The organism is Alicyclobacillus fodiniaquatilis, from assembly GCF_042678105.1.
GTDB lineage: Bacteria > Bacillota > Bacilli > Alicyclobacillales > Alicyclobacillaceae > Alicyclobacillus > Alicyclobacillus fodiniaquatilis.
The window spans coordinates 183471-207260 of sequence record NZ_JBHUCX010000028.1; the positions used below are offsets into that span (position 1 = coordinate 183471).

General features: G+C 47.6%; 30 protein-coding genes, 1 tRNA gene and 2 pseudogenes. 5 read left to right on the plus strand and 28 right to left on the minus strand.

Annotation, left to right across the window (positions count from 1 at the left end; all coding sequences use genetic code 11):
• Positions 1 to 56: 56 nt before the first annotated feature.
• The 4 genes and pseudogenes from ACFSB2_RS11770 to ACFSB2_RS11785 all read right to left on the minus strand — a co-directional run.
• Entirely contained in the window at positions 57 to 1010 is a 954-nt protein-coding gene (locus tag ACFSB2_RS11770; RefSeq protein WP_377943245.1) for a hypothetical protein, read from the minus strand.
• Between the two features lie 202 nt (positions 1011 to 1212).
• Positions 1213 to 2229 (minus strand): diguanylate cyclase domain-containing protein, encoded by a 1017-nt coding sequence (locus ACFSB2_RS11775; RefSeq protein WP_377943246.1) that lies wholly within the window; start codon positions 2227 to 2229, stop codon positions 1213 to 1215.
• A gap of 262 nt (positions 2230 to 2491) precedes the next feature.
• Complete coding sequence (locus ACFSB2_RS11780; protein ID WP_377943247.1) at positions 2492 to 2989, minus strand: carbohydrate-binding protein; 498 nt, start codon at positions 2987 to 2989, stop codon at positions 2492 to 2494.
• A 117-nt stretch (positions 2990 to 3106) separates the two neighbouring features.
• Positions 3107 to 4093, minus strand: a pseudogene (locus tag ACFSB2_RS11785) (glycoside hydrolase family 76 protein); the annotation flags it as partial.
• 36 nt (positions 4094 to 4129) lie between these two features.
• On the opposite strand from ACFSB2_RS11785, the gene ACFSB2_RS11790 reads away from it, so the two are divergent.
• The gene (locus tag ACFSB2_RS11790) at positions 4130 to 4321 is read left to right on the plus strand and encodes a hypothetical protein (protein WP_377943248.1); all 192 of its coding nucleotides are present in this window, start codon (positions 4130 to 4132) and stop codon (positions 4319 to 4321) included.
• Positions 4322 to 4585: 264 nt separating this feature from the next.
• Here ACFSB2_RS11790 and ACFSB2_RS11795 read toward each other — a convergent pair whose 3' ends face one another.
• The 4 genes from ACFSB2_RS11795 to ACFSB2_RS11810 form a co-directional block, all read right to left on the minus strand.
• Entirely contained in the window at positions 4586 to 4981 is a 396-nt protein-coding gene (locus ACFSB2_RS11795; protein WP_377943249.1) for a hypothetical protein, read from the minus strand.
• A gap of 138 nt (positions 4982 to 5119) precedes the next feature.
• A complete protein-coding gene (locus ACFSB2_RS11800) occupies positions 5120 to 5260 on the minus strand; it encodes a HEPN domain-containing protein (protein ID WP_377943250.1) in 141 nt (46 codons plus the stop codon).
• Between the two features lie 311 nt (positions 5261 to 5571).
• Positions 5572 to 5645 (minus strand) — tRNA-Gly (locus ACFSB2_RS11805).
• A 220-nt stretch (positions 5646 to 5865) separates the two neighbouring features.
• On the minus strand, positions 5866 to 6435 hold the full coding sequence (locus ACFSB2_RS11810; RefSeq protein ID WP_377943251.1) for a hypothetical protein: 570 nt from the start codon (positions 6433 to 6435) through the stop codon (positions 5866 to 5868).
• A 137-nt stretch (positions 6436 to 6572) separates the two neighbouring features.
• Between ACFSB2_RS11810 and ACFSB2_RS11815 the strand changes: the two genes are divergently transcribed.
• On the plus strand, positions 6573 to 7697 hold the full coding sequence (locus ACFSB2_RS11815) for a putative Ig domain-containing protein (protein WP_377943252.1): 1125 nt from the start codon (positions 6573 to 6575) through the stop codon (positions 7695 to 7697).
• Between the two features lie 75 nt (positions 7698 to 7772).
• Here ACFSB2_RS11815 and ACFSB2_RS11820 read toward each other — a convergent pair whose 3' ends face one another.
• From ACFSB2_RS11820 to ACFSB2_RS11830, 3 genes are all read right to left on the minus strand, one after another.
• Complete coding sequence (locus ACFSB2_RS11820) at positions 7773 to 8030, minus strand: YolD-like family protein (RefSeq protein ID WP_377943253.1); 258 nt, start codon at positions 8028 to 8030, stop codon at positions 7773 to 7775.
• 5 nt (positions 8031 to 8035) lie between these two features.
• Positions 8036 to 8308 (minus strand): hypothetical protein, encoded by a 273-nt coding sequence (locus tag ACFSB2_RS11825; protein ID WP_377943254.1) that lies wholly within the window; start codon positions 8306 to 8308, stop codon positions 8036 to 8038.
• A gap of 214 nt (positions 8309 to 8522) precedes the next feature.
• Positions 8523 to 9758 (minus strand): Ger(x)C family spore germination protein, encoded by a 1236-nt coding sequence (locus ACFSB2_RS11830; RefSeq protein ID WP_377943255.1) that lies wholly within the window; start codon positions 9756 to 9758, stop codon positions 8523 to 8525.
• A gap of 182 nt (positions 9759 to 9940) precedes the next feature.
• Between ACFSB2_RS11830 and ACFSB2_RS11835 the strand changes: the two genes are divergently transcribed.
• Positions 9941 to 10081 carry a hypothetical protein gene (locus tag ACFSB2_RS11835; protein ID WP_377943256.1) on the plus strand — a complete coding sequence of 47 codons (141 nt, stop codon included), beginning with the start codon at positions 9941 to 9943 and terminating at the stop codon, positions 10079 to 10081.
• A 522-nt stretch (positions 10082 to 10603) separates the two neighbouring features.
• Here ACFSB2_RS11835 and ACFSB2_RS11840 read toward each other — a convergent pair.
• The 10 genes and pseudogenes from ACFSB2_RS11840 to ACFSB2_RS11885 form a co-directional block, all read right to left on the minus strand.
• Positions 10604 to 10804, minus strand: a complete 201-nt coding sequence (locus tag ACFSB2_RS11840) for a hypothetical protein (RefSeq protein ID WP_377943257.1) — start codon at positions 10802 to 10804, stop codon at positions 10604 to 10606.
• Positions 10761 to 11174 (minus strand): hypothetical protein, encoded by a 414-nt coding sequence (locus ACFSB2_RS11845; RefSeq protein WP_377943258.1) that lies wholly within the window; start codon positions 11172 to 11174, stop codon positions 10761 to 10763. Before ACFSB2_RS11845 ends, ACFSB2_RS11840 begins: the two co-directional genes overlap by 44 nt.
• Positions 11175 to 11199: 25 nt before the next feature.
• Positions 11200 to 11682: a retropepsin-like aspartic protease gene (locus tag ACFSB2_RS11850; protein WP_377943259.1), complete on the minus strand. Its 483-nt coding sequence runs from the start codon at positions 11680 to 11682 to the stop codon at positions 11200 to 11202.
• Positions 11683 to 11712: 30 nt separating this feature from the next.
• On the minus strand, positions 11713 to 12129 hold the full coding sequence (locus tag ACFSB2_RS11855; RefSeq protein ID WP_377943260.1) for a hypothetical protein: 417 nt from the start codon (positions 12127 to 12129) through the stop codon (positions 11713 to 11715).
• 46 nt (positions 12130 to 12175) lie between these two features.
• Positions 12176 to 12328: pseudogene (locus ACFSB2_RS11860) on the minus strand (integrase); the annotation flags it as partial.
• 959 nt (positions 12329 to 13287) lie between these two features.
• Positions 13288 to 13545, minus strand: a complete 258-nt coding sequence (locus ACFSB2_RS11865; RefSeq protein WP_377943261.1) for a YolD-like family protein — start codon at positions 13543 to 13545, stop codon at positions 13288 to 13290.
• Positions 13517 to 13822: a hypothetical protein gene (locus ACFSB2_RS11870; RefSeq protein WP_377943262.1), complete on the minus strand. Its 306-nt coding sequence runs from the start codon at positions 13820 to 13822 to the stop codon at positions 13517 to 13519. Before ACFSB2_RS11870 ends, ACFSB2_RS11865 begins: the two co-directional genes overlap by 29 nt.
• Positions 13823 to 14088: 266 nt before the next feature.
• Positions 14089 to 14538 carry an MAG6450 family protein gene (locus tag ACFSB2_RS11875; protein WP_377943263.1) on the minus strand — a complete coding sequence of 150 codons (450 nt, stop codon included), beginning with the start codon at positions 14536 to 14538 and terminating at the stop codon, positions 14089 to 14091.
• Positions 14528 to 15007 (minus strand): Panacea domain-containing protein, encoded by a 480-nt coding sequence (locus tag ACFSB2_RS11880; protein ID WP_377943264.1) that lies wholly within the window; start codon positions 15005 to 15007, stop codon positions 14528 to 14530. Before ACFSB2_RS11880 ends, ACFSB2_RS11875 begins: the two co-directional genes overlap by 11 nt.
• A 236-nt stretch (positions 15008 to 15243) precedes the next feature.
• On the minus strand, positions 15244 to 16455 hold the full coding sequence (locus ACFSB2_RS11885) for a Ger(x)C family spore germination protein (protein WP_377943265.1): 1212 nt from the start codon (positions 16453 to 16455) through the stop codon (positions 15244 to 15246).
• A 198-nt stretch (positions 16456 to 16653) separates the two neighbouring features.
• Between ACFSB2_RS11885 and ACFSB2_RS11890 the strand changes: the two genes are divergently transcribed.
• Positions 16654 to 16779, plus strand: coding sequence for a hypothetical protein (locus tag ACFSB2_RS11890; protein ID WP_377943266.1), 126 nt, complete (start codon positions 16654 to 16656; stop codon positions 16777 to 16779).
• A gap of 193 nt (positions 16780 to 16972) precedes the next feature.
• The gene (locus tag ACFSB2_RS11895; protein WP_377943267.1) at positions 16973 to 17101 is read left to right on the plus strand and encodes a hypothetical protein; all 129 of its coding nucleotides are present in this window, start codon (positions 16973 to 16975) and stop codon (positions 17099 to 17101) included.
• Positions 17102 to 17464: 363 nt separating this feature from the next.
• On the opposite strand, the gene ACFSB2_RS11900 is transcribed toward ACFSB2_RS11895, so the two are convergent.
• The 7 genes from ACFSB2_RS11900 to ACFSB2_RS11930 are packed head-to-tail and all read right to left on the minus strand — an operon-like array spanning position 17465 to position 23789.
• Positions 17465 to 18025, minus strand: coding sequence for a hypothetical protein (locus tag ACFSB2_RS11900; RefSeq protein WP_377943268.1), 561 nt, complete (start codon positions 18023 to 18025; stop codon positions 17465 to 17467).
• A gap of 24 nt (positions 18026 to 18049) precedes the next feature.
• Positions 18050 to 19657, minus strand: coding sequence for a glycoside hydrolase domain-containing protein (locus tag ACFSB2_RS11905; RefSeq protein ID WP_377943269.1), 1608 nt, complete (start codon positions 19655 to 19657; stop codon positions 18050 to 18052).
• A 15-nt stretch (positions 19658 to 19672) separates the two neighbouring features.
• The gene (locus tag ACFSB2_RS11910) at positions 19673 to 19909 is read right to left on the minus strand and encodes a hemolysin XhlA family protein (protein WP_377943378.1); all 237 of its coding nucleotides are present in this window, start codon (positions 19907 to 19909) and stop codon (positions 19673 to 19675) included.
• Positions 19909 to 20400, minus strand: coding sequence for a hypothetical protein (locus ACFSB2_RS11915; protein ID WP_377943270.1), 492 nt, complete (start codon positions 20398 to 20400; stop codon positions 19909 to 19911). The genes ACFSB2_RS11910 and ACFSB2_RS11915 overlap by 1 nt, the downstream gene beginning before the upstream one ends.
• Before the next feature lie 44 nt (positions 20401 to 20444).
• The gene (locus ACFSB2_RS11920) at positions 20445 to 20741 is read right to left on the minus strand and encodes a hypothetical protein (protein ID WP_377943271.1); all 297 of its coding nucleotides are present in this window, start codon (positions 20739 to 20741) and stop codon (positions 20445 to 20447) included.
• Positions 20738 to 21883 (minus strand): hypothetical protein, encoded by a 1146-nt coding sequence (locus tag ACFSB2_RS11925; RefSeq protein ID WP_377943272.1) that lies wholly within the window; start codon positions 21881 to 21883, stop codon positions 20738 to 20740. Before ACFSB2_RS11925 ends, ACFSB2_RS11920 begins: the two co-directional genes overlap by 4 nt.
• Positions 21884 to 21908: 25 nt before the next feature.
• Entirely contained in the window at positions 21909 to 23789 is a 1881-nt protein-coding gene (locus tag ACFSB2_RS11930; protein ID WP_377943273.1) for a S8 family serine peptidase, read from the minus strand.
• Position 23790 lies beyond the last annotated feature (1 nt).

A 23790-nucleotide genomic window follows, 5' to 3' on the forward strand; every position in this document is an offset into this window, starting at 1 on the left:
CCTGTTTAGCCTTCATACACGTATCTACAAAATGGAATGTGCTTTACTTAGAACATTCAACGTCTCCAATTCAGCATCGCGAGCAATCCAATCGCTGCCGCCGACAAAACGGCGTGAAACACGCTGTTGGTCTCACCGGATGCGATGAAAAACCCGAAAATTACAGTATTGAGCAGTGCGCCCGATGCGAGCGCCAAGGCATGCGCATTCCCCCAATTGCGACACTTGATCCAACGGCTGATGAGTGTTGCAACAAGCACGATGATGGCGAGATCGACCAAGAACGGGACGACTGCAGGGGCAGAAAGCACAGTCGGAAACAGCTCATGAGTCCCGAAAAGCACAGCACCACCAAGTAAAGCAGTCACGCAAGCCACCCAGGGAGAAGGAGCATTTTTGCTTCCCGGCACAGCAACTGCGCGAGTTGACGAGGCTGACGACCGCAGGGCGAACAGGATGATGACAATGGCGACGAGCAAAACGCAAGCCAGTAAAACCGGAGAAGCGCAGAAATCTGTTAGATGCAAATACAGAAATACCGTGCCAGTCAGCGCCAAAATGTAGATGACCCCATTCGTCCACATTCCGACGCGCTTGAGCCATGGATCCGTGCGGCGTTTTGGAAACATAAGTTCAGTCAGAAAAATCGGGAGCGTGATACTCCACACGCTGTGCAAACCAAGAACATACGGTGCCCAAACCCAGTTGACACCGAGCACCATCCCGTAAGTTCCTAGATTCAGTCCTGGGAAATGCGGATTGAATAAACTTTGCGTCGCAATGCCTTCCTCCAGAAGACCATAGGCAAAAGCCAACATCATGATTCGAGCAAACCCTAGATTTCGCCGACGCGCTATCTCGCGAATGAGCACTGCGCCTGTGCCGTAAAGAGCGATATCGAATAAAAACGTAGGCAATAATGCAGTATTCAAGGGAATATCCCCCAGCAACAACTCCGCCACCGCTGGCGCGATCACCAAGAGTATAAATACAGGAACTAGACGACGCATTTAAACGCCTCCTACCATTTTTTCTTCTTGGTGATATGATATTCGAGCGCATGGAACGGAACATGTGCGAAAGGATAGAACTTGGAGATGCACGCATGACCTAATGCATGTGCCAAAAGATATAAATTGACTGACATATGTTAGGTTGCCGCAGGAATTTGCCTGTCCATCTAGCGGAGAAACATATTCAAAGCGCTAATCATCAAGAAAAAGACAAAGAAGAACTTTCTCCCGATTGTTTTGCCTTATACATGGCTCTATCGGCTTTTTTGAAAATCGTAATCATATCATTGCCGTCATCCGGCCAAATCACGCAGCCGATACTGACCGATATACTTAAAGGTCCGATTGCCTCTATCGCAAAAGGAGACGCCAACTCTGTGATGATGCGATTTGCCACAGACGCTGATTCGTCATCACTGTGGACATCCGGCAGAACCACAGAAAATTCATCTCCACCCCAACGCGCCAGAATGCCATGGCCAATTGAAGTTTCAATACTCTGTGTAAATGCCTGCAACACCTTATCTCCCACATCATGTCCCAATGTGTCGTTAATCTCCTTAAAGTTATTCAAATCCATGAACAATACACTAAATTTACGTTGTTGTTCGATCAGCTCATGAACCGTGCGATTGAAATAGTCACGATTATACGCACCTGTAAGTGTGTCGTGTTCAGCAAGAAAGCGGTATGAATCCGTCAAAATGATCCGGATTGCGGAATATACATTGACCAGAATTGCGACCAATATAAAACTGCAACAAACTGAAAGCTTATCCACTTCAGACAGGGTGTGATTCATAGCGATGAGAATCACGATTTGAAAAACATACAGACCGGAATATAAAAGCATGAGTCGATAATGCTGAAAGATAGGAATAAACAGTAGGAACCCAAGAAAGGCGTAGCATATATGAGAAAAAACGAAATGATTTAAAGCTGCCTCATAAATGCCAAAGAAAGTGAGTGCAGAACCGTACGCATAGTACCAAAAAGCAAAGTGAGTTTTCACAGTACGATTGAGGAAGGAGACAACTGTGATAAAAAAGCCAATCAACATGAAAATCGTTGGCGCATACAACGATCCGACATAATCAATATCTAATTTCTTCATAAAAACGCAGCCAAAAAATAAAAGAACTGCACTGGCGATGGTTATGATTTGGTAAAAGCGAGAATCGAATTTAAACTTCAGCCAACGTTCTGCTTTATGCACATTGAATCCCCTAATCCTCAAGTCTATGCTTTATATTACAAATATACAACTGTGTTTGAAAACTTAAAAGATGTCCTCTACAACTCTGGGAATTTGAACACAAAATCGATTGCGTGCCTGTATTCCCCACATCTGCTTGCAATACTAGAATCGAACAGAAAAAGCCGCCCTTCCTCCATCGTGGAGTCCGAGCGGATCCCTGCCTCATTCATGTGCAGTCAGTTATCTCAAAAAAACAAATCACCCACCTCCGCCAGAACCATCACCGTTTCACTGTTGCGGCAGAGGTAACAATTTGGTTGAGATTTAAATAAGCGCTGGTTGAGCTCGCAGGCGCCACGAACTCAGCTATATTTGCGCCTGATTTCAGATGGACAGTGGTTTGCACCGTACTCCAGGTGTCCCAGTCTCCAGTGCTATTGAAAGTCAATGAACCTACTTTTGTACCGTTGACGTACAGGTCACGAGGAGCAGTTGTATTACTTGCATTCGCATAGCGGATGGTGAGTTTTACTGTCCCTGGATGCTCAGTCCAGACCGGAAGTATGACAGCCTCATTACCAGCCCCGTCACCCCAGCCACCAATGTTGCTGTTATCTGGTTCGTATGAGCCACCGACTTGAACATAGTAACTATACGGCGCGCTGGCATTTGTGCTCTCCATCATCGCGGGCAGCGCACTATACACAGAACTGCCTTTCGGCGATGCTGTAGAAGATGGCTTCGGGAAATTCGCCGCGGCCTGTTGATACGTGGCCATGGAGGTAAACGACATCACCGCGCTCAGTTGATCTGTCAGATCTACGGATGACGCTGCCGGCGCTGGTCCAGCCCAATTATTTCCGAAAACACCGGTGGTCGTCGTTTGATCATTCTCCTACAACGAGGAGAGATTCGCCTGAACAAAGTTCAACAACTTCTGGTTTTGACCATCCACCTTGAGTAGATCAATCATGTAGCGCATAAAGATGCCTTTGAACAGCCCTCCGTCGCCACCGCCTGTCTCGACGCCTGCCATGACATCATCTGCTTTGGCAAATTGCTTCATGGCTGCATTTGCAACCAGTTCAGCGTCCGAAAGATATGTACCATTGCCTGTCAATTTGAACAGTTCAACGGCTGCACCGATGACAAGACCGTAGTTATAGGTCCATTGTGCTGTGCCTCCACTCGGAAACGTGTTCTGCTGGCTAAGCGGATCCCAATCCACGCCATCCAAAACAGTGCCAGGGCCATAATGCGCGCCATCTGCCGTGCCTCCCTTGGGGAGGACCAAGGTGTTCCACTCCCAATCAAAGAGTTGTTTGGCATCAGCAAGGTATGATTGATGCCGGGTAGCCGTGTATAATTCGGCAGAAAGGACGGCATCCGCCATGTTGGCAGCCGTATCCCGATAGAACTGATTGTACCAACTGCTGCCTGCGCTTGGTTTATCCCATGTGACACCGCCTTCAGGTGTCCAACTCTTTTCAATGTCCGCCTGCAGGGTTTCTGCATCTTGTACAACCGCTGGCGCACTGGTGTTATTCATCCCGCCCGAAATGGTTGGCGCTACTGGAAAAGCGGTTGCCGAATTGGTTCCCATCGCTTTAAAAGCTTGCATGAGGGCAATCCCCATCCAACCTTCATCGTCATTCCAGCTATCTAACATCTGTGAGCCATATTGATTTTTTAGACCAGCGATAAACTTCGTGATGTAGGATTGATAAGTCGTCGGATTCGTTGCCAAATCAGCATCTGCAAGGGCATAGAGCGCATTGGCTTCCCACCAGTAATTCCCTGTGTAGCTTCCACCCGGTGTATTTTCAAACTGATCACCAGTGCTGTTCCAGTAAGTGCCTATCAGTCCTTGAACAGCGGCCGTTGCTTCATTCTCATAATTGACTAGGTGATTTGTGTGATGATTCGCCGGGGTGGCTGCAAAACGGTGGTTGTGCTGACGAAGCTACTGGCAGCGAGTACGCTGCAGGCGGTGAGCATACCGCTTTTTATCCTCCTAATTTTTCTCTCTCCCATTGAAACGGCTTTTTTCATCAAATCTGGTCTCCTCTCAATCCCTGATGTCCAAAGCACTGCACAAGTCATCGTGTGAGCATTGGCAAATTGGGGATGTTGATTGGCTAAGTGCTATATATGGCATCAAGATGATGAATAGAGCACCGTATTTGAAGCGGGATCGAGAAGAGCCATTTCTTGCAATCCTTCGTTTTGAATGATAAGTGCTTGGAAGCGTGACACCATGGAGGCACTACATCGGTTCCAGATCCGAATTACATTCTGGTCGACGATGATTTGAGTTGGTTCTGTAATTGTCGTTGATGACCAATACCTTTGTGTTCATCCCAGTTTGTATCCTTTACTCCTCCACATCCCAATCATTCACCTCATCCCATGCCAATCCGTATGGCATGCCACCAGAAGTGTAACCGATGATAACAGAATGATGGTCATCTGAGTCAGGCCATAAGTTCGTCTCTAGTGCACACTGCCGCTTTAATTTAGTCCTTTGTCTAACGTTCAGACGAGCCTGCTCACTTTGATATAGTTGCTTTACATGTGTATCGTCCAACTGAACCCCCAAAATACCCAGTTCGGTGATGGCGCATGTCAGATCCACGCCAAAACGCTTTCGGTAGGATCTAATCAGATGATTTCTTGTATATATCGGCAGCCAGCTTTTGGCGAATTGCAGCCGAGCGGCTCGGTTCATACGCTTCCGCCGGGGTGGCATCTGTTTCCGTTTTGCTGCCAAACGAACTTTCTCCCCTTCCGAACAGAACGCAGTTCACACACGCAAGCCAAGAATCAATCCAACTCACGATTCTATTTGCCATGTGAAGCGATTCTTTAGTATCCTCTAAAACTGTGTCCGTACCTGGACAACGAACTTCTACACCGAAGCTACGAAGGAATGTTGCTGCTTGTCTAACCTTGTCAGAGAAGTCACCAACTTGCTGATCCGTTCAACGAGGGAAGCGAAATCGTGCGTACGTGGAACGTGTTGCCCTTGTTCTTCGAGCAACGCTTTCAAACACGTTCTCTCCTTCAGAAACAATCTCCTTCTTCAATCTTCAATGGAAGTCCACGATCCCATTCCTCAGGCGCACGTACCATAAAGTTCATCGGCACGCCAGGGACTAATCTTTCTTGTCGCGCAACAAGTCCGCATCCTCCCGGGCACGCGAACCGAAGAGAATGATTCGTTCGATGGGAAGTGCTTCTACCAAATTGACGGACAACCTTTTCAATCACCTACTGTTCATCAGCGGGCATGCCATCACCTTTTTGTGTAACAAAAAACCGCCTTAGCTTTGTCAGTCTAAGACGGTTCCATTTTACTTATGGAGCGGGTGATGGGAATCGAACCCACGCTATCAGCTTGGAAGGCTGAAGTTCTACCATTGAACTACACCCGCATATTCTCGATTGCTTAAGCAACTTTACACGATGATGATGCCCTTGTCAAGCGTTTACGCGTTCGAAACAAGGGCCACGCATCCTTTTCCAGGTTTGTGACCCTTGCTTTATTTTTTTAGCCGATCGCGTTCGTTCTCCACCATATTTGCACCTTTACAGACAGCACACACTGTGACGGACAGCCTTTGAAAAAATGTGCAAATCTGTCGCCCCATGTTTTTACATCGATTGCGAATCCTGTTCTTGCGTCACCGTCCACGACGTGCCGTCCCAACTGCTCTGTAACCCTACTCTCTGCAGTATCTGTTGCACATACCATATCGGCATGTACGCCGTCGGCTTATTCGTCGACGGATCCGTATCAGCCACCGTGTTCACCTGCTGTACCAGCGTCCCATTCAAGTAGATGCTCGTCTTGCCCGATCCCGCTTGAATATTGGATACATCCACAGCCGCTGACGTCGTCAGGCGCCAGTCGTGGCCGTTCCACGTGCTGTCTATCCCCATCGTCTTCAGCAACTGCATCACATACCATATCGGCATGAACGTCGTCTGTGTCCCGCTGTCGTTCCCCACGATGGCTGGCACGTTCTGTACCTTCCCGTTCCAAACAATCGCTCGTTCGTTCGGCTGCAAGATGTCAAAAGTCACTGGTTCTGTCGCCGTTTGTCCCAAGGCGTCCGTCACAGCCAGTGTCACCGTCGATTGCTCTCCCTTCGTCGGCGTTCCACTGATGGTCCCCGTCGTCCATCGCCAACTGGACACCAATTGGCATTTCGGATAATCCATTCGATGGGACTTTCAATGGCCAATCATATAGTATTGCCGGACTCACAATTGACGATTCAGTTAATGCAGAAGATGGCCTCTTCGGTGATACCGAAGGTGCTATCGAAACATCATTCTTTGATACAGATACATCAGGTTTGTCCACTGGAATTGGGGCTGGAACTACAACATCACCAAATGTGTCCGGTTTAAGCGAAACTTCTGGAAAAATTGAAATCAAAGCAGGTATTTTAACAAAAGGAAGCCATACCATCACGGTAAAGGCGACTGGATATACTGACGCGACAGTGACTCAGACAATTACTGCACCACCCAGCAGCGCTCCCCCGGCACCATTCATCAACACGATTGTATTTACGGAGGATGCTCAAGTAGGCGACATATATAGCGACCAACTCATCGTCACAGGCGGAACAATGCCTTTCACATGGAGCATCACCAATGGAAGTTTGCCGACAGGGTTAAGTTTGAATGATAGAGGAGAAATTGTAGGCACGCCGACAGGGCAAGCTGGCCAGTATACGTTCACTGTTAAAGTAACGGATGCAAACAATCTGAGTGCGACACGTCAACTGACACTCACAGTGGATGGCCCGACGTCGGTTCCAGCGGTCTCAACGGCGAGTATTGCGCCAAATACTATAGGACAGGCTTATGACCAATCGCTGGATGCAACAGGTGGAAGCGCACCATATACGTGGAGCATTACAAACGGGGCGCTTCCACCCGGATTGAGCCTGAACGACCAGACTGGTGAAATCACGGGTACATCATCCAAGAGTGGCGTATACAATATCACCGTGCAGGTGAAAGATGCAAACGGAGTGACTGCGACACAAACGATTCCAATCGACATTTTGCAGTCGTATGATCGGGAAGTCATATGGAATGGGCAAGTGAAGAATATACCTGCAATTGTGGGCAACGATGGAGGAACACAGACGACATACATGCCCATCTGGTATGTGATGCAGTTGTTGAAGTCGATGGGCATACAGAGTACGTGGAACGGTCACGACTGGGATATGAACACATCTTCGACGGCAGATCTGTCAGGCATTCAAGCTGGAACGGGTAGTGCGAGCATCTATCTAAACCGGACGCTAGTGCAGAGGGTAAACAGTCAAGCGAAGGTTGACCCGTCCACAAATAAACTGACGACGTACATGCCGATATGGTATGTGGAGCAGGTACTCAATCGTGTTGGGTTACAGAGTAACTGGAATGGGACAACATGGTCAGTAACTGAACAAAACAGCTAAATGTAAAAAGTACCGCGCCCAATGTTGCGTTGCCTTGTGACTGACAAGGGCGCGGTACATCACAGCTTGTCCAAATCAAAGCGCCTCTACACCGATCAACCTATCCAGTGATACTTTCTTGAGGTTTCCACCGACATTCATATACAGCACATCGCCCTTGGCTTCTGGGATGCCTTCCATGGATTGCTGCAGCTTGCTGGCAAACTTCAACCGGACTGGGGATTTATAATTGATTGCGTCGCCGAGCATTTCTCGGATTTCATCCCACTCATGCTCTTCGAGTTTGTTCTTTTCCTTTGGTTGTTCATCGACTTTTTTCTGTGACTTTGCCATTCGTATCACCCCTTTCTAAATGTCTTCGAAATTCTAGGCAAGTGTTTCAGATACCCTCTGACCTCGGCGTCGAGCATTCGTTTTATGTAAATGTCGTCAAATAAACGCTGCTCGAAACGGTACTGTACGCGCACGTCCATAACTGTATCTCGTGACTCGATTATCTCAACTCCTGCCTCCTGCAATACACGCTTCGCCGTCACGAGTTCTTTATGTACAGTCTCTTCGAGTAATTGTAGTAGCAGCACTTCACGGATCAGCGCTGTAGGACGAGTCACTTTTGCCACCCCAAACCAGAACACACGTTCGTACATAGAGGTATTATATGCGAATAGCTAGAGATATGCACGCAGAAAGTTTAGGATAGATGAACTATGAGGAAAGGTGTGGATAAAACACAGCAATGCCCGCCAAACGCGGGGCCGCTGTATAAGGAGTCCTCTAGGAGGATGTAATTACCACAGCGTAAATCTCCAAAGGTTTCTATAACACTTATTTCGCAGACATCCCAGCGCGTTGAATAAATATTTTCACATGTGCATGAAATGATATTTTAGAAAATTGCTTATCCCATCTGGCGTGTGAATCCTTTATCTTATTCTTCCAGTATTCAGAATGTTCCCCCCGCACAATTTCCCCAAATCCAAATGGATCTGCATGAAGTCCTTGCAATTTTCTGACCAACTTCATTTGTCCATCCGTAAGCGCCTTTGAATCCTCATCTTCGATTTGTTTAATAACCCGAGCATTATTAAGCGAACCACTTCCTGTTTTTTCTTCAATTCTACACGGAATGACGGTGTATCCCTCAAACGAAGGTTGACCATTTATCATCTGACATTTGATCTTAGTTCTCCTGGATATCGATGTAACAATCACACTATGTTCTGGATCTCCTGGCATCGGATACGCCGTTCCATAACCCGCTCTATGTACATTTTTAAGCTCCATTAACTGTATAGCTTCAGTCGCATTAAGAATGCCAACCATGCGCTCTGCCTGAAATACAGCCAGACCCTCTGTTTCGATTTGATCATTCGCCGAACCAATGACTTTGATTAACGGAAGAACAGGGTCGATCCCCTTAGCCGACAATGCACTCCAATAATTCCCTAGAAACACATTCGGCATTTTACCAAGTGCGACTGCATGTTCCATGGTACTAGACAGATACAAAGTTGGAACCCGTTCCAATTTCGGGGCAGCCTCCATCGCATTGCTCGCATCCCCATCAGATATAAGAAACCAGCACAGTCTCCTTATTTCCGCATTTCTACGGAAATAATCCTGAATATCACTCATTCCGACCGACCGTGCAATTTTCTGGTTGATGGTAATCACACGTAATTGACCGAGAAAAATCTTGTCAGCCAATTGTTGTTGCAGCTTGTTCATCGCATCATCAATGGTTTTACCAGATGTTTCGACCACCCAAACAGGACGCTGATCGCCTCCACCACTACTCCCTGTAGGCCCCAAAGGAATACGGCCAGGTATTGCAATTTGGGCAGTGAGTTGATAACCAGGTGAATTACTTTTTGCATTAGGCCCTGTTATCCCCTTTGGCGCTTCACCTTCTATTGGATCAATGGCTAATCCAAGGATGGTACCTCTATCCTCAATCTCTATCCGATCCCAGCAACCTGTGAGAAGAGGGAATGTAATGATGCAAATACATACGAATATCCACTTTTGTTTGATCACTGCTAACCAATTGGAATATGACATTATGATCTTTCCCGCTAACGTTTTTGGTTTCGAATCAATTCAATCCCATGATTTATGATGGCACACCCATGAGAAATAATACATGTTAAGTGAATGTTCTGTCTTTTAGAGACAGTAGCCGTCTCACGATGGAGCCGCCCTCCATATCTTACATCGATGATATACGAAAGGAGGGCGTTTTCATGGATGGAGCATTTGGTGGATACACGCGCTGGGCAGTCGTATTCCTGATCATCTTCGTTCTGTTCTTCTTGTTTGTGCCAGCCGTTGGTTATGGAGCTGGTAGCAGTTGTGCTGGAGCAGGTGCTGGCGTCGCATACTAAAATCGATTCATTTCTGCATAAAAGGGGAGGGAGGAAACGAGTTAGATGTACTGTCAGAGGCCGATTATTTGCCCACCGAACGTATGTGTGAGAGATTTTTACGCTCAACAAGTAAGACAGTATATTCATCCGCAAGTCACTGTGAACAGACTACATCAAGTGTTAGTCAACCAACATTCGTTCCCACGCATTACACGGAATGTGACCGATTTTAGGCAATACAATGTAATCGCGCCGCAAAGGCCAGGGGTATACTACTAAAATAAAACCGCCCTCACCACTACTGTGAGGGCTTTGGCGTTTGTATCTACAAGCAGAAAGTACAAGTGGTAATTGCATCGTAACACGTCAATCTCTAAAATCACTTGAAAACATTATGCCTGCGCAGATTTTGGAGCTACTGTTGGATGTTAAAAAAGCGCCCCCACCATGAAGGTGAGGGCTGATACGATTGATTGACGTGGTAAGGATCGACACCTTGTTATCCTACATGTTCAATCTCAAAAAAGTCTTTTAAATCTGTCACGCTTGCGCGGGTTGAGAGGTTGGCTGCGTGGCAGGTGCCTGTCCATTATCTGCAGTAGGAGTTTTCTCCTGTTGTACGGGTGCTTGTGATTGTGCCGCATCGATCTCTTTCGCACTCTTAAACAGCGACAACGAGCCAATCACATCCACAGCTTTATCGGCAGTAGCAAGCGCGGCCAATACAGCTGACTGTGTCACGGTCAGCCCCATCTTCGCGGCCTCTGTGCTGATCCACCAGTGCAATGCCCGTCTTTTGATTAGGCGTTAGTTCATCAAGCCGTTTGCCCGCCGCGTGTAGGACTTGCCCAGCCAGCTGGACGAGTTTGTTATCGCTTAGCTGGCTTTCGGCGTGAGAGAGCTTCGCTTCGAGTTCCGCGACCTTTGGTGCATGCATGACTTCTCCGGCAAGCTTTTCGCCATCCTGGATCATCCGTGCCAAAAGTGCAGTACCTTCCTTCAGGTATTTGGCAATTGGTTTGATAAATTGACACTTTTTTTCGATGCCCATTACGACGAGCGAGTAAACCGCAATAGCTTCTGGCGATGTCGCTACTTGTACAAGATTCATAAATGATCTACCTCCAAAAATTTTTTTATTTGAGCACAGTGACGGAGTTGTGCTTTTGAGAGACAAGCAAGTCATATTGGCCAGCAAACACGTCATAGCCAAGGAGCGACGGACCATCAAAGTCTGCGTCGACAACCGCCTCGATGCCTGTGAATGTCACGCCACCAAGAACTAAAGTGACCGTGGAGATGTACGCCTTGGATGAGCCAGTGACGCCTTGAACAGAGATGTCCGCAGAGCCGCCCGGGTCGGACAGGCCAAGTGTGGCCGCGTCTGCCGCTGTCAGCGTGACCGTCTGCACGCCGGTGTCCAACTGCATGTGCAATGTCTGGCCACTTGTTGTCTGCGCATCGAGCAATACTTGGTCATTGGTGATTTGTGCAGGAATGACAGCAACCGCAGTGTCGTCCGGCGGGATCGGTGCGGCCGTGGTCTGTGGCACGCTGAACACGGTGGATTTACTGACCGTGTGTGTTTTACCTGCTGGGTCAGTCCAAGAGACGGACATCTCATCGGTCTTGTTTGTCGTCTCAGTGATCTACCAGACATACGATCCGGTCGTAGCATCGGTGTAGTCATGGTCTGCTTCCACACCGTTCGCACTGATTGTGATCACCTGGTGCCCCAGAGGCTGCCCATTGTCGAGCGTTTGGATAGTGAGGGTCGCCAAATCGCCTGCCGTGGCCGTTGCTGGCTCGTTGATGACCATGGTGTAGGTGTGCGTTGCTGGAGCGGTCGTAAAGTTAAACCCTCCCCCAGAGAGCTTGTGCGCAGTCAGCCCAGGAATGCTCGACCACTCAATGTAGGTATTATCGTCTTGGGCAACTTGAGGCGGCTTTGTTCCGTCGATCTCTACGTCTCCGAGATCCGCTTTTGTAATGTTGAGACCAATGTCTCGCGCGACAGTCCAAATCAGGTAGGTTACATCCCCGACTGCGATTGCGATGCTGGGCATAGTTGAAGAAGGCACGAAGGTTGGTTAATTTGTGATTCAATGTGACGGGGCTGTTTCCACGTTCCTGCTGGCAGTGGATAAAATATCGCTTGGCGACAGCGGGTAAAACGTCAGACGTATCAACAATCTCGTTTGATACGCAGAATTGATGGAATTCGTTCAGCGTCGTCACGTAAGCTGAAACAGTGGATTGAGACATGTTACGGTACTTACGGTCATCAATGAAATCTGAAATTGCAAATTTGAGCAACAAAAAAAACTCACCTCCATTTCACGTTGGAAGTGAGCAGACAAACCTAGTTGTCATCGGTGTTAAAACGGGCTTACGCTTCGACCACTAGTTCGGTAAAACTGTAAATCCCTTGTCACGACTGCGATTTTACGGCCTGATTGGAAAATGGTGGACCCACTAGGACTAACGAATACGATTTTCTGGGGGCAACAGAGGGTATAAGAACACATTTTATAAGGGTTTTGCACATCTAAAATCTAAGAAAGTTACAACTGTCTTGTAACTTTCTTGTTACTCGTCGAAATGGAAGTTCATTAATTTCCTTCCAACCTCTTTCTGATGAAACACATCTCATGGATAACGGAGAGTAGACACAGATTGACTATGTTAAAGTGCCTCTACTTCACTCAACCTGTCCAACGGCACCTTTTGTGGAACGATAGGTGAAACCTTACTGACGAATTACAACTGCGATTAAAAAGGCAAACCGTTTATGGTTAAAATCAAGTACGGAGCTGCCCCAATTAAATAAAGTAAAAAATCACCTCCTAATTTGAATCTCATCTCCACTATCAGTTTATGGAGAAGAAAAAACCTCGGCCTGCTCTGGTCGAGGTTTTTTGTGTCCCAAAAAATAGGAGGCCAGATATTCATGAATATTATTATCACAATTTTCACTCATTTATTTTTTCACCATTTCTTCATCTGATAATTTCGCATTATGTTCCAACCTTAACTCATTTCGAACCATATATCGGAGCAATCCTAGATACTTTGATTGAATTTGCATTTGACAAAATTAGGCGAAAGAGAGGAAATTCAAAAAAGAATATATAATCGACCATACATAGGCTATAAAAAACCGCGCCCTAATGTTGCAATGCCTCGTGACTGACAAGGGTGCGGTACATCACATCTTGTCCAAATCAAAGCGCCTCTACTCCGATGAGCCTATCCAGCGATACTTTTTTGAGATTTCCGTCGACATTAAGGTACAGCACATTGTCTTTTGCCTCCGGAACCCCCTCCATGGATTGCTGCAACTTGCTGGCAAACTTAAGCCGGATTGGCGACTTAAAATTGATTGCATCGCCGATGACTTCGCGGATTTCTTCCCATTCGTACTCATCAAGTTTGTTCTTTTCCTTCGGTTGTTCATCGACTTTTTTCTTTGACTTTGCCATTCGTCATTCCCCTTCCTAAATGCCTTCGTATGTTGGGCAGATGTTTCAGATACCCTCTGGCTTCGGCGTCGAGCATTCGTTTTATGTAAATGCCATCAAATAAACGTTGCTCGAAACGGTACTGTACATGGACATCCATAACGGTATCCCGTGACTCGATTATCTCAACGCCTGCCTCCTGTAATACGCGCTTCGCTGCCATGAGCTCTTTATGTACGGTCTCTTCGAGTAATTGTAGTAGCAGCACTTCACGGATCAGTACTGTAGGACGAGTCACTTTTGCCACCCCAAATAGAACGTATGTTCGATTTGGATGTAGTATACGACGGAACAAGTGGATATGCAAACATTTGTTCGGTGCAACTTTGATGTGTATCAAACAAAAAAACTCCCCACCGATACACGATGGGGTGAGTTGGGGTAAAACTAGTCACGCAAAACCAAGGACCAAGTTCAGCGTACGGCTGTTATCTCAAATTTTCTTTAAAATGTTCGGAATGAATTGATGGCGTGTGCAGGCCATACGATGATAATCAAGAGACGTCATCGCCGAACTTTCCCTTCAGGACATACTTCATGTTCTGGATCGAACCACAGAACTTGAAATAGCTCATCGATACGAAAGCCATGGAGACGCCCCTCCAGAGAGACTCGTATTTCAAGTAGTTCAATATCCTCAGATACATTCGTAGGCAATGTATGCTTGGTTTCAATGCGCTTCATTCTCAATCCCGTATGATTCTTAATCTCGGACCAGGATAAGGAGCGCATCTTCTTCCAAGTCGCGACCAGCCCTCGATGATAGTTTTTATCGGCATCCCATAAACAAAACTTATTTTCATCAACGAAATCGAATGCAAAAGTTGGATATAAATGATCGGTAGAGCCTTTATGTACATCAGTTACGGAACGAGGGATATCTTTATTGGCAATATCATTGATCTCCGTTATCTTCTTGGATAACTTTTTTTGTTTTGCTTTCTTACTGGGCATCTTCTAAAAGTCCAGTATAAAACTGTTTCATTGTGGATTGATCAATAATAGTATCGCAATAAGCGCCATCTGGGAGACCATCCCTAGCTTCAATCCAAGGAAACTCTTGATGAGTTAGACGCTCAAGGTATTTCGCATCATAGTCACCATAAATTTCCCATACTTGCGAAAGCACGTTCATTTCATCTTCATCAAAAATATCTTCAGATGAAATGAACTGCTCTTCCGGTTTTATTGGTTTGATATTTTGCCACCCATAATCACGGTATTGTGCATATAAATGTCGATTTACAGGCCCATGTGCCCAAGCTTCAAATTCGCCATTAAACAGCGGGCGGCCAAGAAGAACGAGACTCCACGCCTGTGCATAATATGTAAGCTTTTGAAGCTTCAGGTGCGTTAATGAAGAGCCTTCAGATGCATATAGTTGCTCACGAAAATAGTTCGCAACATCAGTCACCAGAGCCATCATGAACACCTCCAAACTAGAACAAAGGTTCTACTTTTATTTTATCAATCGTTGTGTATTTTACAATCCGCTTCATATGGTGGTTTAACCAAATGTAATGTTCTTTAAACACTATATGTGTGAAAACGGATTTTTAGGTACAGCAAAGCCCCGCCAAAGACGGGGACGCTGTATCAGGAGTCCTTCGAGTATGATGGCTTTAGCTTTGCATGGGTTTCCAAGGATGTCCATTACATCTATTTTGCAGCCATCCCTGTGCGTAGAATGTAGTCCTTCACGTGTGGCTGAAAGGATGTTTTTGTAAACTGATCCTCCCAATTATCATGGGAATCTTTTATCTGTTTCAACCAATATTCAGGAAATTGACCCCTTACGATTTCACCAAATCCAAATGGGTCTGCATGAAGCTTCTGCATTTTTTTGACCACCTTCATTTGGCCATCTGTAAGCTCTTCTTGCGCCTCATCTGTGATTTTGCTTATGACGTCGCTCCTATCAAGCGATCCTCGTCCGGTTTTTTCTTCTATTTTTGATTGAATAACGGTATACGACTCAAATGATGGCTGGCCATTTATCATTCTGCATCTAATCCTTGTATTGCGAGAGTATGCCTTAAGCATCACACTGTGGTTAGGATCTCCTGGCATTGGATACGCAGCCGCATAACCACCTTTTTGTTCATTTATAATCTCCATATACTCCGCAGTTTCCAGCGGATCCAATGTACCGACCATACGATCTTTGCGAAAAACCGCCAATCCTTCTGTTTCAATTTGATCTCTTTCTGGTCCAATCACCTTTATAAACGGAAGAATAGGATCTCGTCCCTTATCTGATAGTGCGCTCCAATAGTTTCCCAAAAACACATTCGGCATTTTACCAAGCGTCACAGCGTGTTCCATCGTACTAACCAAATATAAGGTTGGAAGTCGTTCCAACTTCGGAGCAGCTTCCATCGCTTCATTTGCGTTTCCATCGGACACAAGCAGCCAACAAAGCCTCCTTATTTCCGCGTTTCTTCGAAAAAAATCCTGAATGTCATCCATACCGACTGACCGAGCTGTTTTTTGATTTACAGTGATCACACGTAGTTGGCCGAAAAATATTTTGTCAGCAAGCTGTTGTTGTAGCTTATTCATCGCATCGTCTATGGTTTTACCTGTTGTACTCACCACCCAAACCGGTCGCTCTGCACCGCCTCCGCCACTACTTTCACCGGGACCTAAGGGAATACGCCCAGGTATGCCAATTTGCGCAGTGAGCCGATAACCCGGCGCATCACTTTTTGCATTGGGCCCTGTTATCCCCTCTGGATGATCTCCATCTATGGGATCAATGGCCAATCCAAGAATCGTTCCCCTGTCCTCAATCTCGATCCGATCCCAACAACCTGTAAGAAGTGGAAAAGCAATAATGCAAATGCACACAAAAACCAATTTTTGATTCATTATTTCTAACCACTTGAAACATGACAACATCATCGTTCCTATTTGAGTATTTTTTTCAAATCATAAATGTATGATGACACATCTATGGAAAATAATACATGTTAGGTGAATAGCCTGGCACTTAGAGACAATAGCCGTCCCACAATTGTTCGATCCTCCATATCTTACATCGATGATATACGAGAGGAGGATGCTTTCATGGGAACGTTTGGTGGTTACACGCAATGGGCAGTCGTATTCCTGATCATCTTCGTGCTCTTCATTCTGCTTGTACCTTATGCAGGCGGCTACAGCGGAGGTTCCAGCTGTGCAGGAGGATACTAAACGACCAGCAACCGCTAAAGTAATAAAAATCGCCCCCACCATTGAAGTGAGGGCGATTTTATATCAGAAGTCCTTCAAGAGGACGTAATTACCGTAGCACCATTTTCCAATGATGTCCAGCAGGCGAAAGCCGCCTCATCTGCGTTTATTGATCCATACCCTACATCCATAACGTTACTGAGGAGGTTCATTTATGGGTGGAGCGTTTGGTGGATATACGCAGTGGGCTGTTGTATTCTTGATCATTTTCGTTTTGTTCTTCTTATTTGTTCCGTCTATTGGTGGCGGCGGCGCAGCTTCCAGCTGTGCGGGAGGATATTAAAATCGAACAGATATTCATTTGTGCATAAATAAGGAGGGAGGGCTCGAGCTATATGCACTGTCAAAGACCAATTATTTGCCCACCGAATGTATGCGTGAGGGATTATTACGCTCAACAGGTGAGACAGTATATCCATCCTCAAGTTACTGTGAACAGACTGCATCGTGTGTTAATCAACCAACATTCGTTCCCTCGCATTACGCGGAATGTATCCGATTTTTCGCAATACAATGTGATCGCTCGGCAAAGACCAGGGATATACTACTAAAGCAATAAAATGCCCCCACCGCTAAGGTGAGGGCTTTGGTTTTGGGATGCCTAATTCACAATTATCCATGAGTAATTTCAAAAGTGACTCAAAAATTAAGCTTGCGCAGGCTGTGGAGTTGCGTGTGCCGTAGGAGCTTGTCCATTTGCGGGAGAAGTTTGCTCCTGTTGTCCGGGTGTCGGTGACGCATCGATCTCCTTTGTGCTCTTAAACAGCGGCAACGCGCCAATCACATCCACCGCCTTATCCGCAGTAGCAAGCGCGGCCAACACAGCTGACTGAGTCACGGTGAGACCTATCTTCGCGGCCTCGGTGCTGACCACTAATGCGATCCCCGTCTTTTGATTAGGCGATAGTTCGTCAAGTCGCTTTCCTGCCGCGTGCAGGACTTGCCCAGCCAACTGGACGAGTTTGTTATCGCTTAGCTGACTTTCAGCATGGGAGAGCTTTGCTTCGAGTTCTGCGACCTTTGGTGCATGGATGACTTCTCCGGCAAGCTTTTCGCCGTCCTGAATCACCGGTGCTAATAGTGCAGTACCTTCCTTCAGGTATTTGGCAACGGGCTTAATAAATTGACACTTCTTCTCAATCCCCATTACAACGAGAGAGTAAACTGCTATCGCTTCCGGCGACGTTGCTACTTGTATTAGAGTCATATTTGATCTACCTCCAAATTGTGATTACTTGCAGAAAGTAACGGTATTGTGTTTTTGGCTCACAAGGAGTTCGTATTTGTTATCGATGAAGAACTGATAACCAAATAGCGAGTTCCCAGCGAAACCAGGGTCCACCACGCACTTGATGCCCTCAAACGCCACGCCGTTGATCACGACATCAACCTGACTGTAGTAAGCCTGCGACTGGCCACCAACCCCCTGCACAGATGTTGCACCAAGGTTTGGAGCATTGAGCGCTTTGGCATCAGCTGCAGTCAGCATCAACTCAAATGCGCCGGTGTCGAGTTGGAGTGTCAAGTCAGCGCCGGTTGTCGTCTTGGCATCAAATAGGATGGCGTTGGACGAGTCAGACGACGGCAGGAGCGGAAACTGAACCACAACGGAATCGTCAGACGGTAGCGGTGTTGACGTCACGGTCGGCACTTGGAACTGTGTGGAGTTGGTCACCGTGCGCGTCTTGCCGCTCGGATCCGTCCACGACACAGCCACGGTGTCCGTCTTGTTGGTGCTCTCATTAAGGTCATACTCGTAGCCGCCAGATGTTTGATCCGTGTAATCCTTGCATACCTGGACGCCGTTTACTGTGATGGTGACGATCTGATGCCCAACCGGCGTGTCTCCATCCATCGTCGTAATGGTGATTGGAGCCCACGTGCCTGCAATCTCTGTCGCTGGTTGAGATACGACCAACTGATAATCATGTGTAGCTGTCGCGGACGTCGATGCTGGCTTGGTCGTAAAGTTAAACCCTCCTCCCGAGAGCTTGTGCGCCGTCAGCCCAGGGATGCTCGACCACTCAATGTACGTATTGTCATCTTGCACAACCTGTGGTGGTTTTTTGCCGTCGATCTCCACATCTCCGAGATCCGCTTTTGTGATGTTGAGACCAATGTCTCGCGCAACAGTCCAAATCAGATAGGTTACGTCCCCGACCGCGATTGCAAGGACAGACTTGCCATTGAGTTGCGCTTGCACTGCTGGATACTTTGTGGTCAATTGACTACCTCCTACAGTTTTATTTGCTGCAGCCCACCAATGCGGGTCGCCCGATACCGTATCAACATCACAAGCAACACCGCCGATAGACTGGTCGTACACATGCTGATAAAGGACTGCTTGTGCAAACTTTTTGCCGTTGCTCCACCCCGATGTCTGCCAATAAAACAACTTGTCTCCATAGGCTTGATACAGAGCAGTAAGCACGGCATAATCACCATAGGCACCTGGCTTGTAGTCGGTGATCTGATTGATGATCACACCAAAGTAGGCGACGATTGCCGACATATCCGCGCTAGCCGCATCGTAATCCGCGGTAAACACGATGCCGGTACCGGGCGGCGCGCCGCTGGATTGTACGCTAGCAACAGCACCTTGGACGTCCGACTTTGCCTGCGCCGCCGTAAAATCTTTGACGCTCGTCGGATCGCCCTCCCAAATCAAGCCGAGCACCAAGCGGGCATTGAGAATTGCTGTTGGCTCTTTTGCGCCAAGAGACTTTTGCCAATTGCCCAAATAACGCAAAACGGCACCGTACCCGGCGTGCTTAATCGCTTGGGCAGACGATGCCGTGAGGACTGTCGCGCAGTCCACTGCTTTTTTAATTTTTGTCAATGGTTGACCACCTCCTTAGTGTATACGTGAGAATAGATATGCCACACCTGCGCCTATGAGCGAGGCAAGCACGGTGCGCCAAAGCCATGTGTGACTATCCTCAAGTTTGGTGAGCCGTCGATCATTCTCTTTGGATCGATTGTCCGCTGCATCCGCCTTGTCTTTTGTGTTTCCGCTATCGGTGACCATGGTCTCGATGCGGACAACTCTTTCTCGGATGTCTTGCGCCCACTCCGGTATCGGCTCTCCCATCACACCGCACCCACCTTCTCAATGCTGATTGTCGGGCTGCTGTCTGCTAAATCCTGCGGAGTGCGGTCGTTGACGATGATCCCCGCTTGTCGGAGCGCCCACCCGACGTACTTGCTGCAATACCTACGGCGCCGCTCTCTGTATTGGCCACCTATGCGCCTGCACGTCAGTATGTAGACGATCAGCCACCAGATGCCTGGCCAGTCGTAAGGAAGATTGTCCTCATCATGAAGCGCAGCCAAAAACCGATCCCGCTGATCGTCCGTCATCTTGATGTGACCAATGTCATAATACTCCGCGTAATCGCCGATGTTGGCGCGCCCTGAACGGCGGAAACCTTGTGCCTCCATGATTGTGTTGCCGCCGACATAAACAGCCACATGTACATATTGACCTCGATGATCCAATAGCCACTCACCTGTCTGGATTGCGTCATCGACCAGGCTGCTTAATTGGCCACGAACAAAAATCAAATCACCCGTGTGCAGCATGGCCTCACTCCTTTCGAGGGCATAAAAAAAGCACCTCATGGGCGCTACTGATAAATCACTTTGCCTTGTATGACGTATTTGCCACTGTTGCCTACTTGCAAGAGCAACACCCGATCATTGGCCTTTGGCGTGTAAGTGCTCAAATACGGATATGGTCCAACTGGTGTTTTACTTGGGTCGTCGTCCAAAACCACATTGGGCAACCCTGATGCATAAGCGGGATCTATCATCCCCATCACGGCAGGTTTGGGTACCCGTTTTTGCGTCCCTCCGCCCAATTGCTTGGCGATCTCGTTGCGGATGATTTGCAAAATCTTACTCGCATGCTGTGGTTGCATCAAATCGGCACCACCTCATTTGCCACATGCTGCATCTGCCCCCCCGCTTGGAGTGGCATCGTCCATGATTGCTCCTCAAACTTAGAGTCGATACCAAGGTTTTTGTGCGTAAAGTGATAAACGTCGTCATAGCTGTGTATCGGCATGATGGCGGTCGAAAAACTCACCTGGTGGATCATGGAGTCCTTTGATGCCTGTTGCTGGACAAGGCCTTGCAGACTATCCAAATCCGTGGCCTGCACATCGATGTACTTTGTTACGGCATGCCCTCTGCTCACCGTGCTGGTCGGGCTATTTGGGTCGTCGTTGGTATACGTATAAGTGAGATAGAGATCGTTTGGCTCACTGACCACGCCAATCCATGTGTTTGGCACAGAGAAATAATCCGCCGTGTCTGTGGCGCCGGTGAATATGACGCTCTGGTCATCTGTGGTGTAGACGTATTCCTCTGGCCTCACTTGTGGCGTTTGGTATGGATGAGATGTAAAGTATCCATTCTCATCGACATGCAAAGTCTGGTAGTTGATGAGCTGCAGTAGCTGATTTGCCACGTCCAGGCGGGATGTATCCGGCGACCAGTCCATCCATGTCGGGATCGTCTTGTCACAAGGGTCGATGTTAATCTTGGTGATACCCGCATCTGTCAGGATCCCTTTGACAAACTCGACATAATTGTCACCCTCGTTGATGATGCACCGTGCTGTAAAACCTACATCCGTCAACACCTGCATGGCATCATAGGCTTGAACATCACGATAGCGATTAAGCCCTTGATATTTGCGCGTAGGGCTGGACAACAAAAATATCCCCTGTGGCCACTCAACCCAGGCACCAGAATACTGTCCGGCAAGAATACGACCAGGCGGCACACATAGCTGTGCGTAAACTTGGATTCGGTCTTGAGGCCAATTAATTTGTCCATCATCCTTGACCGTTAAGGTGGCTGACCGCTTAATCTGATCAGCCGAGCTGTCCATGGAGATACTGCCCTGATCAGCCTGTACAAGGCTGGTGATGTCCCGGATAAACACATCATCTTTTGTCAAATGGGCGAACCGATAAGCGATGCGCCGGGCACCACCAACTGCATGCAAAGCGGCTTTAACTTGTGCGGCTGTAAATGCACCTTGAGCGAGTTGCAGCAACATATCACCTCCCAGTCAGGGCTAGTTAACCTCTGGTGCCTACACCGCCAACCACAATCCCATTCAGTCCATTGCCGGACGTGTCTGTCAATACATCGGTGGTCTTGCCGTCTGAGACAAATTCCCACGAGATCCCTTCGCGCTGTACGTTTCCCAAAGCGTTCTGCATTACTTGGTCATCATCCAATGCAGTTTGATTGTAGACACGGAACGTGTTTAACACATGCTCAATTCCATAGTAACCACCAGGATCACGCCCGATGTACCAGTCGGCATTTGGAAAACTGATAAATGGCCCCTTGAGTGTATAGGTGTTCAGTAAGATGCCATCAGTAAATATCTTGTATGTGGTTCCTTTTACCACAAAAGTATGCGTATGAAGCCCATTGTCGCCTACGGGAACCGCATCACAGACGCAACCTCCTCCTTTGTCCCCTTTGCTGGAACTGTAGGCGTAATCGAGTTCCAAACAATCACCCATATAAATATCCCAATACTCACCACTGGTTCCGTTTTTGTACTGTATCAAGTAAAAACCCAATGTACCCAACATCAATGAACAACGGATTTCGATAGTAAAATTTTCGCTCAAAAGAATACCCGGTCCGTACGGGATACTTGCATAGGCATAAGAACCGTCAAAATAAAGCCCAGTCGGGCTGTAAACTGGCCGAGACATGATTCCTTTGTCCGGTTGTGGAATGCCTGCGCCAATGCCTTGCGCGCCTGTAGGATTAATACACGCTGCCTTAATCGCTGCGAGGATCTGATCTGGTGTGTAGTCAGGATATGCCTGCTTGTAAAGGGCAACTATTCCAGCGAAAAACGGCGCTGATGCTGACGTGCCCCAAAGCATTGTCTCATCATCGCTAATTGCGTCATGTGAATTTGGCATAATGCTGTAAATATGCTCCGGCCACTCTCCGGCAGGCGCGCCAAACTGTATCGCTGGTCCACTGCATGGGTAGTTTTCGATGTCATCCGGAGTATTCGCTGACGCATCATATGTGTTTGTCCAGTCGCAACGGCCCATGACTCGGTTAGTGCCGGATATGGTTGTCATGCCTGCGATGTTTCCCGGCCACTCTACGTTGTCGGCGGTAGGGTCAGACGTGCCACTGTTGCCTCCAGCCACGCAAACGATGATCCCTGCGTCGGTCATCGCCGTGAGCGCGTCGTTGACGGCCTGGGTTACTTCGTCTGCATACCATGAGATGGACACGATATCCATTTGGTTTGCGATACACCACTCAAAAGATGTAATGATCGCAGAGTCTGTAAAGCCCTGGTCTCCATTTGTACCCGTGTAAATCTGACATGCATACAGTTCCACATCCGGAGCAGCGCCGATGAAATATGCTTCGCCGATATCAGGATCTTCGCCCATGTCGCCACCCATGCCGGACATCGCCACGCAACCGCAGCAAGCCGTTCCATGCCAATAGATGTCTGTCCATCCTGTTGGGCTGTTGTCCAGACAGTTCCACCCTCCGGCCAGCTTCAAAGCACTACATTCTTGCGCTCCTGAGTCGATTACGCAAACCTTGACGCCTTTACCTGTAATCCCGCGCTTGTGATACTCCAACAGTTTTAATTGTGCGATGGGATAGTTTTGAAAATAGCCTACGGCTGATATTTGCCCAGATGGCGTACTGGCTGCAATGTTCCCTAGCGCATGTATACCGCTTGGGCCACGTCTCGCATGGGTTTTAAATGCTCGCTGCTGATCAATGTCAACAGATGATATAGCCGCATTTTGTTGGAGGATGCTGACTTGATCATCCGGCACATCCGCGATCAATATGTTAGGCAATGTGCCAAGATGGTTCCAAATCTCGCCGCCTACCTCCTCAATAATTGCTGGGTCTGACGCGGCTTTAAAAGTTACGATCACTTTTGTTGTCACA